At 47.6% G+C, this 14,644-nt stretch carries 12 protein-coding genes; 7 read left to right on the plus strand and 5 right to left on the minus strand.

From position 1 onward, the window contains the following. Positions 1-3: 3 nt before the first annotated feature. Genes ACPEPR_RS11230 through ACPEPR_RS11240 form a run of 3 tightly spaced genes read right to left on the minus strand, consistent with a single transcriptional unit; the run spans position 4 to position 3,619 of the window. Complete coding sequence (locus ACPEPR_RS11230) at positions 4-798, minus strand: enoyl-CoA hydratase/isomerase family protein (RefSeq protein WP_104988824.1); 795 nt, start codon at positions 796-798, stop codon at positions 4-6. Positions 799-810: 12 nt separating this feature from the next. Further along, the gene (locus ACPEPR_RS11235) at positions 811-2,412 is read right to left on the minus strand and encodes a carboxyl transferase domain-containing protein (protein ID WP_005177066.1); all 1,602 of its coding nucleotides are present in this window, start codon (positions 2,410-2,412) and stop codon (positions 811-813) included. A gap of 34 nt (positions 2,413-2,446) precedes the next feature. Then, positions 2,447-3,619, minus strand: a complete 1,173-nt coding sequence (locus ACPEPR_RS11240; protein WP_005177068.1) for an isovaleryl-CoA dehydrogenase — start codon at positions 3,617-3,619, stop codon at positions 2,447-2,449. Between the two features lie 147 nt (positions 3,620-3,766). On the opposite strand from ACPEPR_RS11240, the gene ACPEPR_RS11245 reads away from it, so the two are divergent. The 5 genes from ACPEPR_RS11245 (at position 3,767) to ACPEPR_RS11265 (ending at position 8,759) form a co-directional block, all read left to right on the plus strand. Further along, positions 3,767-4,396: a TetR/AcrR family transcriptional regulator gene (locus ACPEPR_RS11245; protein ID WP_160241438.1), complete on the plus strand. Its 630-nt coding sequence runs from the start codon at positions 3,767-3,769 to the stop codon at positions 4,394-4,396. 102 nt (positions 4,397-4,498) lie between these two features. Further along, complete coding sequence (locus ACPEPR_RS11250) at positions 4,499-6,187, plus strand: AMP-binding protein (RefSeq protein ID WP_104488771.1); 1,689 nt, start codon at positions 4,499-4,501, stop codon at positions 6,185-6,187. 178 nt (positions 6,188-6,365) lie between these two features. Continuing rightward, a complete protein-coding gene (locus ACPEPR_RS11255; RefSeq protein ID WP_104489702.1) occupies positions 6,366-7,037 on the plus strand; it encodes a class I SAM-dependent methyltransferase in 672 nt (223 codons plus the stop codon). A 63-nt stretch (positions 7,038-7,100) separates the two neighbouring features. Next, on the plus strand, positions 7,101-7,898 hold the full coding sequence (locus ACPEPR_RS11260; RefSeq protein WP_168390819.1) for a thioesterase family protein: 798 nt from the start codon (positions 7,101-7,103) through the stop codon (positions 7,896-7,898). An 84-nt stretch (positions 7,899-7,982) separates the two neighbouring features. After that, the gene (locus ACPEPR_RS11265; RefSeq protein ID WP_168405297.1) at positions 7,983-8,759 is read left to right on the plus strand and encodes a Rossmann-like and DUF2520 domain-containing protein; all 777 of its coding nucleotides are present in this window, start codon (positions 7,983-7,985) and stop codon (positions 8,757-8,759) included. Between the two features lie 150 nt (positions 8,760-8,909). On the opposite strand, the gene trmB is transcribed toward ACPEPR_RS11265, so the two are convergent. Continuing rightward, on the minus strand, positions 8,910-9,626 hold the full coding sequence (trmB, locus tag ACPEPR_RS11270) for a tRNA (guanosine(46)-N7)-methyltransferase TrmB (protein ID WP_005177088.1): 717 nt from the start codon (positions 9,624-9,626) through the stop codon (positions 8,910-8,912). Positions 9,627-9,846: 220 nt separating this feature from the next. Between trmB and ACPEPR_RS11275 the strand changes: the two genes are divergently transcribed. Then, complete coding sequence (locus tag ACPEPR_RS11275; protein ID WP_423562451.1) at positions 9,847-12,255, plus strand: ExeM/NucH family extracellular endonuclease; 2,409 nt, start codon at positions 9,847-9,849, stop codon at positions 12,253-12,255. 72 nt (positions 12,256-12,327) lie between these two features. Here the strand turns inward: ACPEPR_RS11275 and ACPEPR_RS11280 are convergent, their stop codons facing one another. After that, the gene (locus tag ACPEPR_RS11280; protein ID WP_411687623.1) at positions 12,328-13,773 is read right to left on the minus strand and encodes a SulP family inorganic anion transporter; all 1,446 of its coding nucleotides are present in this window, start codon (positions 13,771-13,773) and stop codon (positions 12,328-12,330) included. 218 nt (positions 13,774-13,991) lie between these two features. Here ACPEPR_RS11280 and ACPEPR_RS11285 point away from each other — a divergent pair, with 218 nt between their 5' ends. Next, positions 13,992-14,603, plus strand: coding sequence for a glutathione binding-like protein (locus tag ACPEPR_RS11285; protein WP_423562450.1), 612 nt, complete (start codon positions 13,992-13,994; stop codon positions 14,601-14,603). Positions 14,604-14,644: the final 41 nt, after the last annotated feature.

Raw genomic sequence — 14,644 nt, forward strand, 5'->3', positions numbered from 1 at the left:
TTGTTATGCCGTGGTCTTGATCCAGGCCGGGCTTTGTTTGTTAAGGAAAGCATTTAAGCCGTTTTTCGCCTCATCTCCCTGGCGAACGTGGGCAATATGCTGTGCGGTTTGCAGCAAGAGGTCCTCGGTCAGGACTTGCTGGTTCACCATCTGAATGAGCTGTTTCGATGCGTGCTGTGCTTCAGGGCCACCGAGTAATAAGGCCTGCACAATTTCATCAATTTTGCTGTCGAGCTGTTCCGGCGTGGTCACTTCATGTGCCAGACCAATAGCGTGTGCCTGTTCTGCAGAAATTCGTTCAGCAGTTAAAAAGTAACGTGATGCCTGACGCGCACCAATGGCACGAATGACATAAGGGCTGATGGTGGATGGCGCCAGACCTAAACGCACCTCAGAGGTCGCAAATTTGGCATCGGTGCTGGCCACACAAATATCACAGGCCGAGGCCAGACCCATACCGCCGCCAAAGGCAATGCCATGTACGCGGGCGATGGTTGGCTGTTTCAAGGTGGCCAGACTTTGCAGCATTTTGGCTAGTTTGAGTGCATCGGCTTCATTGTCGGCTTGTGAGGCCTGACCGGCCTGTTTCATCCAGTTCAGGTCGGCACCGGCAGAGAAGCTTTTGCCACGACCGGCCAGAATCACCACACGTACATCATCGCGGGTATTTAGCTGCTGAAAGCAGGCATGTAATTCTTCAATGACCTGGGTATTAAAGGCATTGTGCAGTTCGGCACGGTTAATCCACACCGTAGCCACCTGATCTTGCTGTTCGAGTTGTAAAAATTGATAATCCATTTTTGTCACCTCTTACATGCGGAACACGCCGAATTTGGTTGGCTGGATTGGGGCATTTAATGCTGCCGCCAGACTGAGCGCCAATACTTCACGTGATTGCGCAGGATCAATGACGCCATCATCCCATAAACGCGCAGAAGCATAATATGGATGACCCTGACGCTCATACTGGTCACGAATAGGCTGTTTAAACTGATCTTCTTCTTCCGCTGACCAGCTGCCGCCTTTGCTTTCAATCTGGTCGCGTTTTAAGGTCGAGAGTACACTCGAAGCCTGCTCACCGCCCATCACGGAAATACGCGAGTTTGGCCAGGTCCACATAAAGCGTGGTGAATAGGCACGGCCACACATGCCGTAGTTGCCGGCACCAAAAGAACCACCAATCACCAGGGTCAGTTTCGGTACATTGGCTGTCGCGACTGCCATTACCAGTTTGGCACCATTTTTGGCAATGCCTTCATTTTCATACTGACGGCCGACCATAAAGCCGGTGATGTTCTGAATGAAGAGCAGGGGAATATTGCGCTGGGTGCACAGTTCAATAAAGTGTGCACCTTTTTGTGCCGACTCGGAAAACAGAATTCCGTTATTGGCAATAATGCCGACCGGCATACCGTACAGTTTGGCAAAGCCGGTGACCAGCGTGGTCCCAAAACGTGCCTTGAACTCGTCAAAACGTGAACCATCGACAATACGGGCAATCACTTCACGCACATCAAACGGTTTACGCGCATCGGTCGGGACAATGCCGTACAGCTCGGACGCATCGAATAATGGTGCTTCGACATTTTCCGGTTGTGGATTTGGTTTTTTATTTAAATTGGCGACGATGTTGCGGGCAATGGCCAAAGCATGTTCGTCATTTTCTGCCAGATGATCGGCCACACCTGATAAACGGGTGTGCACATCTCCACCGCCCAGGTCTTCACTGCTGACCACTTCACCGGTGGCAGCTTTCACCAGTGGCGGGCCACCCAGGAAAATCGTACCCTGATTCCGCACAATAATGGTTTCATCCGACATGGCAGGGACATAAGCACCGCCGGCTGTACAGCTGCCCATCACCACGGCGATCTGGGCAATGCCCATGCTCGACATACGCGCCTGATTGTAGAAAATACGGCCGAAGTGGTCACGGTCCGGGAATACTTCATCTTGCAGCGGTAAATAGGCACCGCCAGAATCGACCAGATAGATACAGGTCAGATGGTTCTGCTCGGCAATTTCCTGAGCGCGTAAATGCTTTTTCACAGTCAGCGGATAATACGTTCCGCCTTTGACTGTCGCATCATTGGCAATGATCATACAGGTCACGCCATTGACCTGACCGACACCGGCCACCACACCGGCAGCAGGCACATCATCCTGATACACCTGATAGGCAGCCAGCTGACCAATTTCAATAAAAGCCGTACCCGGATCAATCAGGTGGTCAATCCGTTCACGTGGTAATAATTTACCGCGATCCAGATGTTTCTGACGTGCAGTTTCACCGCCGCCTAGGGCAATTTTCTGGACTTTCTGTTTCAGGTCATCGACCAGGGTTTGCATCGCTGCGTGGTTGTTTTTGAACTCTTCGCTGCGAATATTGATTTTGCTCTGTAATTGATTCATGCCAACATCCTTGTCTATTCTTGTGATTTATTTTTTAGGCAGTTTCGTTAAACAGTTCGCGGCCAATCAGCATACGGCGAATTTCCGAGGTGCCTGCACCAATTTCATAGAGTTTGGCATCACGCCATAAACGTCCAGCAGAAAATTCATTGATATAACCGTTCCCACCTAGCGTCTGAATGGTTTCACCGGCCATCCAGGTGGCTTTTTCGGCTGCATATAAAATTGCGCTGGCAGCATCTTTACGCAGGCTGCGGCTATGCTCGGCTTTGTCACATTCTGCACCTACGGCATAGACCAGTGCTTTACAGGCCAGCCAGGTCGAATACATATCAGCAATTTTGCCTTGCATCAGCTGGAATTCGCCCAGTGCCTGACCAAACTGTTTACGCTCGTGGATATACGGAATCACGGTGTCTAGGCAGGCATCCATAATGCCCAGTGGGCCTGCGCTTAATACAGCACGTTCATAGTCCAGACCACTCATCAGCACTTTTACACCATTGCCGACACCGCCGAGGACGTTTTCTTTCGGTACGCGCACGTTGTCAAAGAACAGTGGATAGGTATTCGAGCCGCGCATGCCCAGTTTGTCCAGGTGCGTACCGTGGCTAAAGCCCGGCATGGTTTTTTCAATCAGGAAAGCGGTCATGCCTTTGGCGCCGGCTTGGGTATCAGTTTTGGCATAGACCACCAGCACATCTGCATCGCCACCGTTGGTGATCCACATTTTTGAACCGTTTAGCAGATAATGATCGCCCTGATCTTCAGCTTTGAGTTTCATGCTCACCACATCGGAGCCGGCATTCGGTTCTGACATGGCCAATGCGCCGACATATTCACCTGAAATCAGTTTCGGTAAATAGCGCTGTTTCTGTTCTTCGTTACCATTACGCTTAATTTGGTTCACACATAGGTTAGAATGTGCCCCGTAGGAAAGGCCAATAGATGCTGAGGCACGTGAAATTTCCTGCATGGCAATAATATGTGCCAGATAACCGAGGTTGGTGCCACCATATTCCTCACTTACAGTCAGACCGAGTAAACCCATGTCCCCAAACTTTTTCCAAAGATGAGCAGGGAATTCGTTGTCACGGTCGACCTGTTGAGCAATGGGTGCGATCTCTTTTGCACAAAATGCAGCAACTGAATCACGAAGGGCGATCAGTGTTTCATCCAAACCGAAATCCAAGCTTTGTAAATTCATTTCTTCATCCATCCTGCGGTTATATTTGTTGTTTCCAAAAAAGCATTTTTGTTGTGCTTGGTTTTTAACATACATCGAAAATTTAAAAAAGTGAACTAAAATTCACAAAATGATTTACAATTCATTTTATCTGGTTGAGAATAAGATATGAGTTATAAAAGATCATCATTGATGCAGGAACGAATGGAACAGAATCGCCTGTCGATTTTGCAGTCCGCTCGTGAACTAATTGCTCAAGGGGGCTTTAAAGAGGCGTCGATTCAGGCCATTGCGGAACGTGCCGGTGTATCTACCGGTCTGGTCTATCGATATTTCGAAAACAAAAGCCAGATTTTAATTGAAGTGTTGTCGAATGCGATTCAGCATGAGGTTGAAATTTTGAACCACATTGCCGGCTCGGATTTATCGCCAAAACAGAAATTGCAAAAATCTGTTACAACTTTTGTGAAGCGTGCCATGAACAGTCCCCAACTGGCGTATGCGCTCATGTTTGAACCGGTTGATCCGGAAATGGAACATGAACGTTTTCGCAGTAAACAGCTGATCAAGCAGAGCATTAAGGAAATTTTGGCTGAAGGAAAAGTCAATGGTGAGTTTGAGTTTGAAGATTTGAACACCGCCGCACTGGGCGTGGTTGGCTCTATGACTTTTGTGGTGATTGAACCTTTAAACCCATCTCGCAATGTGATGTTTGATCAAAACTATAAGGATTACTTTGTCAAACAGATTGCCGATTTTTGTATGAATGCAGTACGTCGACAGGAGGGAAGTGAGTAAAAAACGATAAAAACGGCAGGGAAGACAGACAGGTAGTCGTGGTTCAAAAACAATTAGTAGAGTTGAAAATCAGAATTACAAAGAATCAAGGAGAACGATTCAATGACACAAGTACGGTTAAGCTACGCCTACGGAACGAGCAGCCAGCCTTTACTGGGCACAACGATTGGTGAAAAATTTGATCAGGCTTGCGCGCAATACGCCGAACAGGATGCGGTGGTCAGCCTGCATCAGAATGTGCGTTTGAGCTACCGGCAGTTGCAAGAGCAGGTGAATGCCTTTGCCTGCAGTTTGCTGAAACTGGGCTTTCAAAAAGGTGACCGTCTTGCAATCTGGTCGCCGAACTGCGTGGAATGGACCATTACCCAGTTTGCGGCCTTTAAAGCCGGCATTATTCTGGTGAACCTGAACCCGGCCTATAAAAGCAATGAGCTGGAATATGTACTGAATAAAGTGTCGTGTAAGGGACTGGTGATTGCCTCGCAGTTCAAGACCACCAATTATCAGGAGATTCTGACCAAAATTGCCCCGGAGCTGAACCAGGCAGCAAGCAAAGTGCTGAAAGCCGAGCGCCTGCCGCATCTGAAACATATTATTAAAATTGATGATCAGGAACATGCCGGATTACACCGCTTTCAGGATTTACTGACCCCGCCAAGCAAAAAAATGCTGCAAAAACTGCAGCAGATTTCTAGTGAATTGCAGTTTGATGAAACTATTAATATTCAGTTTACATCGGGCACCACCGGGAATCCGAAAGGCACCATGCTGACCCATAACAACATTTTAAATAATGGCTATTTTGTCGGTGAAGCAATTCATCTCAGCCCGGCAGATCGGGTCTGTATTTCAGTGCCGTTATTCCACTGTTTCGGGATGGTGATGGGGAACTTGGCCTGTATCACTCATGGTTCCACCATGGTTTATCCATCAGCCGTATTTAACCCGCTGGATACCTTAAAAGCCATTCAGCAGGAAAAATGTACCGCCGCTTATGGCGTACCGACCATGTTCATTGCCATTTTAGAACATGAACAGTTTGATGAGTTTGACCTGTCAAGCTTGCGCACCGGTATTATGGCTGGCAGTCCATGTCCGCAGGAAATCATGCAGCGCGTCATTGACCGTATGCATATGTCTGAAATTACCATCTGCTATGGTATGACCGAAACAGCACCGGTAAGTGCGCAAAGTTCAACGGAAGATTCGGTGGAACGTCGCGTCAGTACCGTGGGCCGTGTCCATCCACATCTGGAAGTCAAAATTGTCGATGAAGAGGGCAAAGTGGTACCACGCGGACAGCTCGGTGAACTCTGTGTTCGCGGTTATTCGGTAATGCTCGGCTATTGGGAAGATCAGGAAAAAACCGCAGAAGTGATTGATGCCGCGCGCTGGATGCATACCGGTGATATCGCTGAAATGGACGATGAGGGCTTTGTCAAAATTAAAGGCCGGATTAAAGATGTGGTGATTCGTGGTGGTGAAAACCTGTTCCCGAAAGAAATTGAAGATTTCCTCTATACCCATCCGGCAGTTTGCGATGTACAGGTAATTGGCGTACCTGACCATAAATATGGCGAAGAACTTTGCGCCTGCATTATCTTGCATGAAAACGACCCTTGCACAGAAGAAACCATTCGCCAGTACTGCGCCGAGCATATTTCACACAATAAAGTGCCACGTTATGTGCGTTTCTTTAGCGAGTTTCCAATGACTGCATCGGGTAAGGCGCAGAAGTTTAAGCTACGTGAATTTATGCGTGAAGAGTTGAACCTAAAAGAAATTGCTTGATTCATGCAGGCATCTAATCACATGACAGGGCGACAGGGATATCGCCGGTCATGTGATTGAATCTCGGGAAAAATCAAATCAGAGCAAAATTGCTTTGCTTTCCGCGAGCTGTCATGACTTTCCAACAAGAATGATCTTCGCAAGTCTATTCAAGAGTCAGAGGTAGAGTGAGTTAAAGATGGCCAAAAACTTTCACAGTGAAGTCATTGTCGCCGGCTATGATGATCACATCCGTAAACTGATTCCCGGCTATGAACTGGTACATCAACAGATTGATGCCATTCTAACAGCAGAATTACCGGAAACTGCGCATATTCTGGTGGTCGGGTGCGGGACAGGCTATGAGCTGACCTATTTATTGGCGCATCATCCACAGTGGCAGATTACCGCCATTGATCCCTCCCGTGCCATGCTGGAACAGGCACAAAATACGATCCGCTCAATTGCAGGTGCCGAGCGGGTGCAGTTTATTCAGGCCGATACCCAGAGTTTAGAGTCCCCTCAGCCTTTTGATGCGGCACTGGCCATTCTGGTGGCGCATTTTATTCCCATGCCGGCCAAAGCCGATTTTTTTCAGGACATCTGCCAGCGCTTAAAACCGGGTGGTGTGTTCCTCAGTTATGACCTGATGCAGCCTGAAACATTGGCTGAACAGCAAGTGCTGCAGCATGTAGCGGTGCAACAGGGCTTAACAGTGAGGCAGAGTGAAAAGATGATTGCACATCTGGATGATGATTTTGAACTGGTTTCGGCTGAACAGACCAAAGACGTATTAACAAAAGTCGGATTTAAAAGTTGCAGGGTTTATTGTCAAATCATGAATTATTATGGTTTTTTTGCACGAAAATAAACGAAACAGAGGCTACACAGGCAGGTAGCACACAGACCAAAGAGCAAGGAAGTAGGGAAAATAATGTCGGCATATTACAGTTTTATCAGACGTGAACAGCATGCAGATGGTAGCAGCACAGCTTATTATGAATCGAATATTCATGCTCAGGGCGCGTGGAATCCGCATGAGCAGCATATGGCACCTGCCACCGGTATTCTCTGTGCAGAGCTGGAACAGTTCCAGCCACGTGCAGAAATGCGCATTGGCCGGGTCGGGCTGGATATTTTTGGTTTGATTGCCTTTGGTGAATTTTCGATTACTACCCGCATGATTCGCCCGGGCAAAACCATTGAACTGATTGAAGCGGAAATGTGTGCCAATGGCAAAACCTGTATTGTGGCGCGTGCCTGGAAAATGCTGACTTCCGACACTCGAGGCATTGCCGGTCTGGAAGATTTACCGGCAGAAAGTCCGGACTATTTACCCGAGTGGGATGGCATGCGCTGCTGGCCAGGCGGCTATATTCAAAGTATTCAGACCCGTGCCCATCTGGACCATCGTCCGGGCAAAGGCATTGTCTGGCTCAGTAATCAGCTTGAAATGATTGACGGCCAGCCGACGTCCGATTTTACCCGTCTGATGGGCATGGTAGATACTGCCAATGGCGTGGTGCCACGTCAGGACCCGAATGCCGGTTGGGGCTTTCCAAATTTGGATCTGCAAATTCATCTGCACCGCTTGCCGCAAGGCCAGTGGCTGGGACTGGAAGTGGTACAACAATATGGTGAAGATGGTATTGGTCTGACCAGCGGCATTCTGCATGATGTTCATGGGCCATTTGGACGCAGTGAACAGATTCTGACCTTAAGAAAGTTCTAAAACTGGCTCAAATCTATCAGGACGAATTGATTCGTCCTTTTTTTATTGGCATGCTGTGGGCAGTTCAAAATATAGATGAAACAGATGCGAATCGGGATTATTGGCGCGGGGCGGGTAGCACATCATCTGGCACGGGCATTGAGTGCACGGCACCAGATAGTACAGATTTATAGCCGCAGTTTGGATAAGGCAGCGCAGCTGGCACAGCAGGTACAGGCCAGTGCAATTCATAGCCCTGAACAGTTTGATGCAACATTAGACTTGGTGATCATTGCGGTGAGTGATCAATCCATTGCCGCGGTAATTGAGCAGGTGCATCCTCATCTGCCTGAAGTGCTGATGGTCCATACCTCCGGCAGTACTGCAATGCAGCTGTTGCAGCAGGTACATGCACGTGCCGGAGTATTTTATCCGCTACAAACCTTTAGTCTGGAACGTGAGATTGACTGGACTCATACCCCTTTATTTATTGAAGCGGCACATGAAGACGATCAGGCTGTATTGTTGCAGCTGGCCAATGAACTCAGTCAGTGGGTTTATGCCTATAGCTCCGAGCAGCGTCTGAGCCTGCATCTGGCCGCGGTGTTTGCCTGTAATTTCAGTAATTATTGTTATGACATGGCCCGGCAAATTGTTGATGTCCAGCAGGTCGATTTTAGTCTGCTGTATCCGTTAATGCTGGAAACGGCGCAGAAGGCCACCCAGGCCGACCCTAAAATCATGCAGACCGGCCCGGCCATGCGTGGTGATCAGAATATTTTACAGATGCATCAGCAGTTATTGGCCGATGCACAGCGACCCGATTTACAGGCGGTTTATCAACTATTCAGCCAGCAGATTTTAGAACGTCATCAGTCATAACCCATTGTTGTTATTTTCGGGTTGATGCTGATTGATCGAGTGGGCGATCCGATCTTTTGACTGATAGATCATCTATTTTAAAATCTTTGATCTTAAAATAGGGACGTATAAAAAAAGCGCTGAGATTTCAGCGCTTTTTCAACTTTGCGATTAAGAAATTTTCTTAAAGATAAAGTCGTTAATCTTGTGACCGGCTTCAATACCACGGCGTTCAAATTTGGTTTGCGGGCGCCATTCCGGACGTGGATAGCTGTTGCCTTTGCCTGCCAGGTTTTCTAAACGTGAACGGTTGTCCAGCACGTCCAGCATCCATTCTGCATACGGTTCCCAGTCAGTTGCTGCATGGAAAGTACCGCCCATTTCCAGTTTTTGTTCAATCAGTTCCATACGCTCATCCACCACAAAGCGGCGTTTGAAGTGGCGTTTCTTTTGCCATGGGTCCGGGAAGTACAGTTGCACGGTGTTAATGCTGTTGTCTGGCATTTCACGCAGCACCTGAATTGCATCGGCATCCAGTACGCGCAGGTTGCTTAAACCGGCTGTGCCTGCTTCATATACGCACTGGGCAATACCCGGCACATGCACTTCAATACCCACAAAGTTACGCTCCGGATTGGCCTGCGCCATTAAGACCAGTGAACGGCCCATTCCAAAACCGATTTCTACCGTTAAAGGACGTTCTGGATGTTCAAAATGCTGACGTAAATCGCCAACCGGATATTCCAAAATTAGGTGACCATATTGTTCAAGCGCAGTACGTTGAGAGGTGTTGAGTGGTGAGGAACGACGCATAAACGTCACAATTTCACGGTGCTCGTTTAAGTTGTCCAGCTCGACGACTTGCTGGTCTAATTGATCATTCGACATAACTTTGGCAATCGTAAAAAATTCAAATGCGGTATTTTAAGTCCTGAGCAGTTGAAGTCAAATTTTTTCATGCATTGCGCTATTTTTTTCACGGCAGCTGTCATGAAAATGCAGAAATAGTTTCATCAAATGTTCATACATCTGTCATGTCTAAAAAATAGCCTGAATAAGCTTTAACAACTGATAAAAAACAATGAAATTACATACTTTATGCTGGGCCATGGCACTCATGGGTTGTGGATTTTCTGCACATGCAGAGCTGATGTTCAGTCAATATGTCGATGGTACGTCGAACCGTAAGGGACTGGAGATTTATAACCCTGATGCGACAGCGGCCGATTTATCTCAGTATCAAATCAAGATTTTTTCCTATGGCTCAACCACAGCCGGACTGACGGTATCTTTAGAGGGAGTGTTGCCGGCCAAAGCTGAATATCTGGTCGGGCGAAGTGAATTGGAGCTGGTGCTGGGCGATCTGGTCAAAAAAATCGCAAGTCTGAATTTTAATGGTAATGATGCGGTTGTGCTGTATAAGCATAATACACCGGTCGATCGTTTTGGTGTGCTTGGACAGACTACGAGTTGGGCAGAGGGCACCAGTTTAAGCCGCAATAAAACCACGCATAGTGTTAGCTCAGTTGACCCAACAGCACCTTTTGATGTGAACAGTGAATGGACGGCCTGGTCTGACCGGAATGCTTTTAGTCAGTATTTGCTGCCAGAAGGAGAGCAGCCACCGCCTGTGACGGAAACGATTAGCTGTAGCAGTAGTGATACCGCCATTGCCGATTTGCACAGTGCCAGCAAGAACCAGATCTATACCGTGCGTGGGGTGATGACCGCAGATTATCGTTATAGCAATGGTTTTTCCGGTTTTTATCTGCAAACGCCAGATAGCAAAGCCAAACCAAACCTGAATAATGCGATTTTTGTTTATATTCCGGCCAGCAGCCAGATTAAAGGCGGGCAGGTTGGAGAAGAGGTGATTTTACGTGGCCGCCTCACTAGCTATCAAAACCAGCTGCAGCTGGACCAGCTGACTCAGGAGATTCAAACCTGTAATTCGCAAGCGGCAAGCTGGGTGGCACCAAAAACAGTAAATTTACCCTTTGAAAGCCTGACGGATATTCAGCAACATGCACCGCAGCGTTATCAGGGTGCACTGGTTAAACTGCCGCAAACTCTGACCGTCAGTGAAAACTATAATTATGGCCGTTATGGCGAGCTGGCCCTAAGCCTTGGGCGCTTATATATGCCGACCAATCTGTATCCTGCCAAATCCGACGAAGCACTCAGCCTGGCCAAACAAAACCTGCTGTCGAAAATTATTCTGGATGATGGCTATAACAACCAGAACCGGACGCCGTGGTTGCCGCTGAACTTTAATGCGCAAAATACCTTAAGAGCCGGCTATGAGCTGCAAAATGTAGAAGGGATTTTGGAATATCGTTTTAACCAGTGGCGTATTCAGCCTGTTCAGGGCAGAACCTTGCCGAATATCGTGGCAGACAAAAATGAGCGCAGTAGCGTCAGCGCTAAAAATACTGCCCAGATTCGTGCTGCGGCCTTTAACGTCCTGAACTATGACAATGGCGCGGCACAAGGCTTCCCGACCGAGCGCGGTGCAAAAACCAAAGCAGAGTTCGACAAGCAGCATCAGAAAATTGTCAGTGCCTTAAAAGCCATTGATGCCGATGTCTATGGCCTGAATGAAATTGCCAACAATGGTTATGGCCCAGACAGCGCCATTGCCTATTTAACCCAAAGTCTGGGGCCAGACTGGAAGTATGTGACACCGCCAAATGCAGATCGCTTGGGCACCGATACCATTGCCGTAGCCATGATTTATAACAGCAAACGCCTGACGCCGGTGAATGCCGCTGCCGTATTTGATGATGGTACGCAATTGAACCGTGTCACCATGGCGCAAAGTTTTAAACCTGTGGCGGGTGGCGAAAGCTTTACCGTGGTGCCGCAGCATCTAAAATCCAAAGGTAGCTGTCCTGATACCGGCCTAGATGCAGATCAGGACGATGGTCAAGGCTGCTGGAATAGCACCCGTGTGACCGCAGTACAGAAATTAATGCAATGGCTGGCGACCAATCCAACCAAAGTAACACAGCCCAATGTCCTGATTCTGGGCGACTTAAACAGTTATGCCAAAGAAGATCCGATTTTGGCGCTGGAAAAGGCCAACTATAAAAATCTGTTTAATGATGAAAAAATCGGACAGGGTAAACAGGCTTATAGTTATGTGTTTGGCGTGGCCAGTAATACCCAAGGCTATGGCGGCGCCGGTAATTTAGACCATGCCATTGCCGATGCACAATTGTATCCACGGGTTAAACGTGCTTTTGCATGGGCCATTAATGCCGATGAACCGACGGCGCTGGCCTATAATGAAGACTATAAAACCGCCGAGCAGATTCAGGCCTTTTATAGCCCGGATGCTTTCCGTTCATCTGACCACGACCCGATTATTATTGATCTGGACCTGTCAGATGCACCGGCAGAGCCAAAGCCATCGGAAGACTCCAAAGCGGATACCCATGGGGGGAGTACCGGCCTATGGTCATTATTGGGATTATTCGGGCTGAGTGCTGCGGCTTGGTTACGTCGCCGTAAATAAGGCGGGTATTGATCTGCCATAAAAAACGCCTGATTATCAGGCGTTTTTTCTTTAGGCAGTTTTTATTCAAGCTTAATTCGGACTTAATTTATCAATCAGGGTGTCACTGGCTTCATTTAAGCCAATCAGCTCGACCTGAATCCCGCGAGCTTCAAATTTTTGCACCACGGTATTCAGCATATTCACTGAGGTTAAATCCCAAATATGCGCGTGAGTCAGATCAATCTTTACCTGTTGCAGATTTTCCTTAAAGTTAAAGAACTGGAAAAACTTGTCCGAGCTGCTAAAGAAAATCTGTCCGGTAATCTGATAACGGCGTGTATCCTGTACGCGTTCAGACTGAACTTTGACTTCACTTTCCAGCTTATTCACCAGGAATAAGGCCGACAGCAATACCCCAACGAAAACACCCAAGGCCAGGTTGTGTGTGGCCAGTACAATCGCCACCACGGTCAGCATCACAATATTACTTTGCTTTGGATGCTTGCTAAAGTTACGCACCGAATCCCAGTTAAAGGTGGTAAAGGCCACCATAATCATAATCGCCACCAGCGCCGCCATTGGAATATAAGCCAGCCAGTCTTTAAGGAACACCACCAGACACAGCAGGAAAACGCCGGCGACCAAAGTAGAAAGACGGGTACGCGCACCAGAGCTGACGTTAATAATCGACTGGCCAATCATGGCACAGCCGGCCATCCCGCCCATAAAACCGCTGACAATATTGGCATAGCCCTGACCACGACATTCCTGATGACGGTCACCTTCAGTTTCCGTCACTTCATTCACAATGGTGGTGGTCATCATGGTTTCCAGTAAACCCACTGTCGCAAGGGTGATGGAATAGGGGAAAATAATCGCCAGTGTTTCAAAATTCAGCGGAATTTCAGGAATTAAAAATACCGGTAAGGTGTCTGGAAATTGTCCCAGATCACTCACCGTACGCATATCGGCACCCAAAAACAGCGCCAGCAGACTCAGCACAATAATGCAGATTAAGGGTGAGGGCACCGCCTTGCCAATTTTAGGCAGATAGGGAAACAGATAAACTACCGCCAGCCCCAGGCCGACAAAGATATAGCCCCACAGATCCATTTGCATCAGCTCTGGAAGTTGCGCGACAAAAATTAAAATCGCCAGCGCATTCACAAAACCATAGACCACCGATTGCGACACAAAACGCATCAGCTTGGCCACTTTAAAATAGCCGGCCACCACTTGAATGATTCCGGTCAGTACCGTTGCCGCCAGCAAATATTGCAGCCCGTGCTCTTTGACCAGGGTAATCATCAGTAGCGCCATGGCACCTGTCGCGGCCGAAATCATTGCCGTGCGGCCACCAAAAAAGGCAATGGTCACGGCAATACAGAAGGAGGCATATAGGCCAACTTGTGGATCGACACCGGCAATTGCAGAAAAGGCAATGGATTCAGGAATCAGGGCCAGCCCCACCACCAGACCGGCCAGCACATCGGTCCGGATATTGGAAAACCACTCTTCTTTTTTCAGACTAATCACAATCGGCTTTTCATGAAACTTTAAAGGCGACTATGGTAAAACAAATGAAGTGAAAAAAGCAGCCGCAATCCACTTGAAAAAGCGCCGCGCTTGCTCAATATTGAAAAGGTAAATGTTTTTTACGCATTTACGCTTTTTTGCAATTTACAGGTTCGATCACTTGAAAGTTTGTTAGAAGCCATTTAAAACAGTTAGTAGTTATATAACAAGGATCAGATATGAAGCTTTATTATTCACCGGGTGCATGTTCTTTAGCGGCCCATATTATTTTAAATGAAATTAATGTAGATTTTGATTTAGAACGTGTCGACCTGAAAACCCATAAAACCGAAAAAGGTCATGATTATTACGAAATTAATCCAAAAGGCTATGTTCCAGCGCTTGAGATTAATCCAGGTCTGATTCTGACCGAAAACATGGCAATTTTACCGTTTCTGGCCCAGCACGATCCAAAACAAGATTTAATTCCGCCATCAGGCATGGGCCGTGCCAAAGTGCTGGAATGGTTAGGTTATCTCAACTCGGAACTGCATGATGCCTACGCGGTATTCTTTGGTGGCCAGTTAACCGATGATGAAAAAAATAAAGCCTATGCTGAAATTGACCGTCTGTTAAGTTATATTGATAAAACCATTGGTGAATCAGACAATGAATATCTGGTCGATGATAACTTTGGCCCGGCCGATGCCTATTTATTCGTACTGACCAACTGGTCGAACCATATTCATCATGATTTAACCCCATATACCCATATTATTGCGCTACGCAATAAAGTGGCCGAGCGTCAATCGGTGCAGATTGCCATGCGTGATGAAGGCTTAATTCCTTGATCCAGGTTTAAAAACCGCAATAAAAAAGGACTCAAGCAGAG

Origin of the sequence: Acinetobacter sp. AND/436, assembly GCF_049546925.1 — a bacterium.
GTDB lineage: Bacteria > Pseudomonadota > Gammaproteobacteria > Pseudomonadales > Moraxellaceae > Acinetobacter > Acinetobacter indicus.

Bases quoted from the DNA above. Each gene is read 5' to 3' on its own strand.
- ACPEPR_RS11230 (WP_104988824.1), bottom strand. From the start codon at position 798: ATGGATTATCAATTTTTACAACTCGAACAGCAAGATCAGGTGGCTACG.
- ACPEPR_RS11235 (WP_005177066.1), bottom strand. From the start codon at position 2,412: ATGAATCAATTACAGAGCAAAATCAATATTCGCAGCGAAGAGTTCAAA.
- ACPEPR_RS11240 (WP_005177068.1), bottom strand. From the start codon at position 3,619: ATGAATTTACAAAGCTTGGATTTCGGTTTGGATGAAACACTGATCGCC.
- ACPEPR_RS11245 (WP_160241438.1), top strand. From the start codon at position 3,767: ATGAGTTATAAAAGATCATCATTGATGCAGGAACGAATGGAACAGAAT.
- ACPEPR_RS11250 (WP_104488771.1), top strand. From the start codon at position 4,499: ATGACACAAGTACGGTTAAGCTACGCCTACGGAACGAGCAGCCAGCCT.
- ACPEPR_RS11255 (WP_104489702.1), top strand. From the start codon at position 6,366: ATGGCCAAAAACTTTCACAGTGAAGTCATTGTCGCCGGCTATGATGAT.
- ACPEPR_RS11260 (WP_168390819.1), top strand. From the start codon at position 7,101: ATGTCGGCATATTACAGTTTTATCAGACGTGAACAGCATGCAGATGGT.
- ACPEPR_RS11265 (WP_168405297.1), top strand. From the start codon at position 7,983: ATGCGAATCGGGATTATTGGCGCGGGGCGGGTAGCACATCATCTGGCA.
- trmB (WP_005177088.1), bottom strand. From the start codon at position 9,626: ATGTCGAATGATCAATTAGACCAGCAAGTCGTCGAGCTGGACAACTTA.
- ACPEPR_RS11275 (WP_423562451.1), top strand. From the start codon at position 9,847: ATGGCACTCATGGGTTGTGGATTTTCTGCACATGCAGAGCTGATGTTC.
- ACPEPR_RS11285 (WP_423562450.1), top strand. From the start codon at position 13,992: ATGAAGCTTTATTATTCACCGGGTGCATGTTCTTTAGCGGCCCATATT.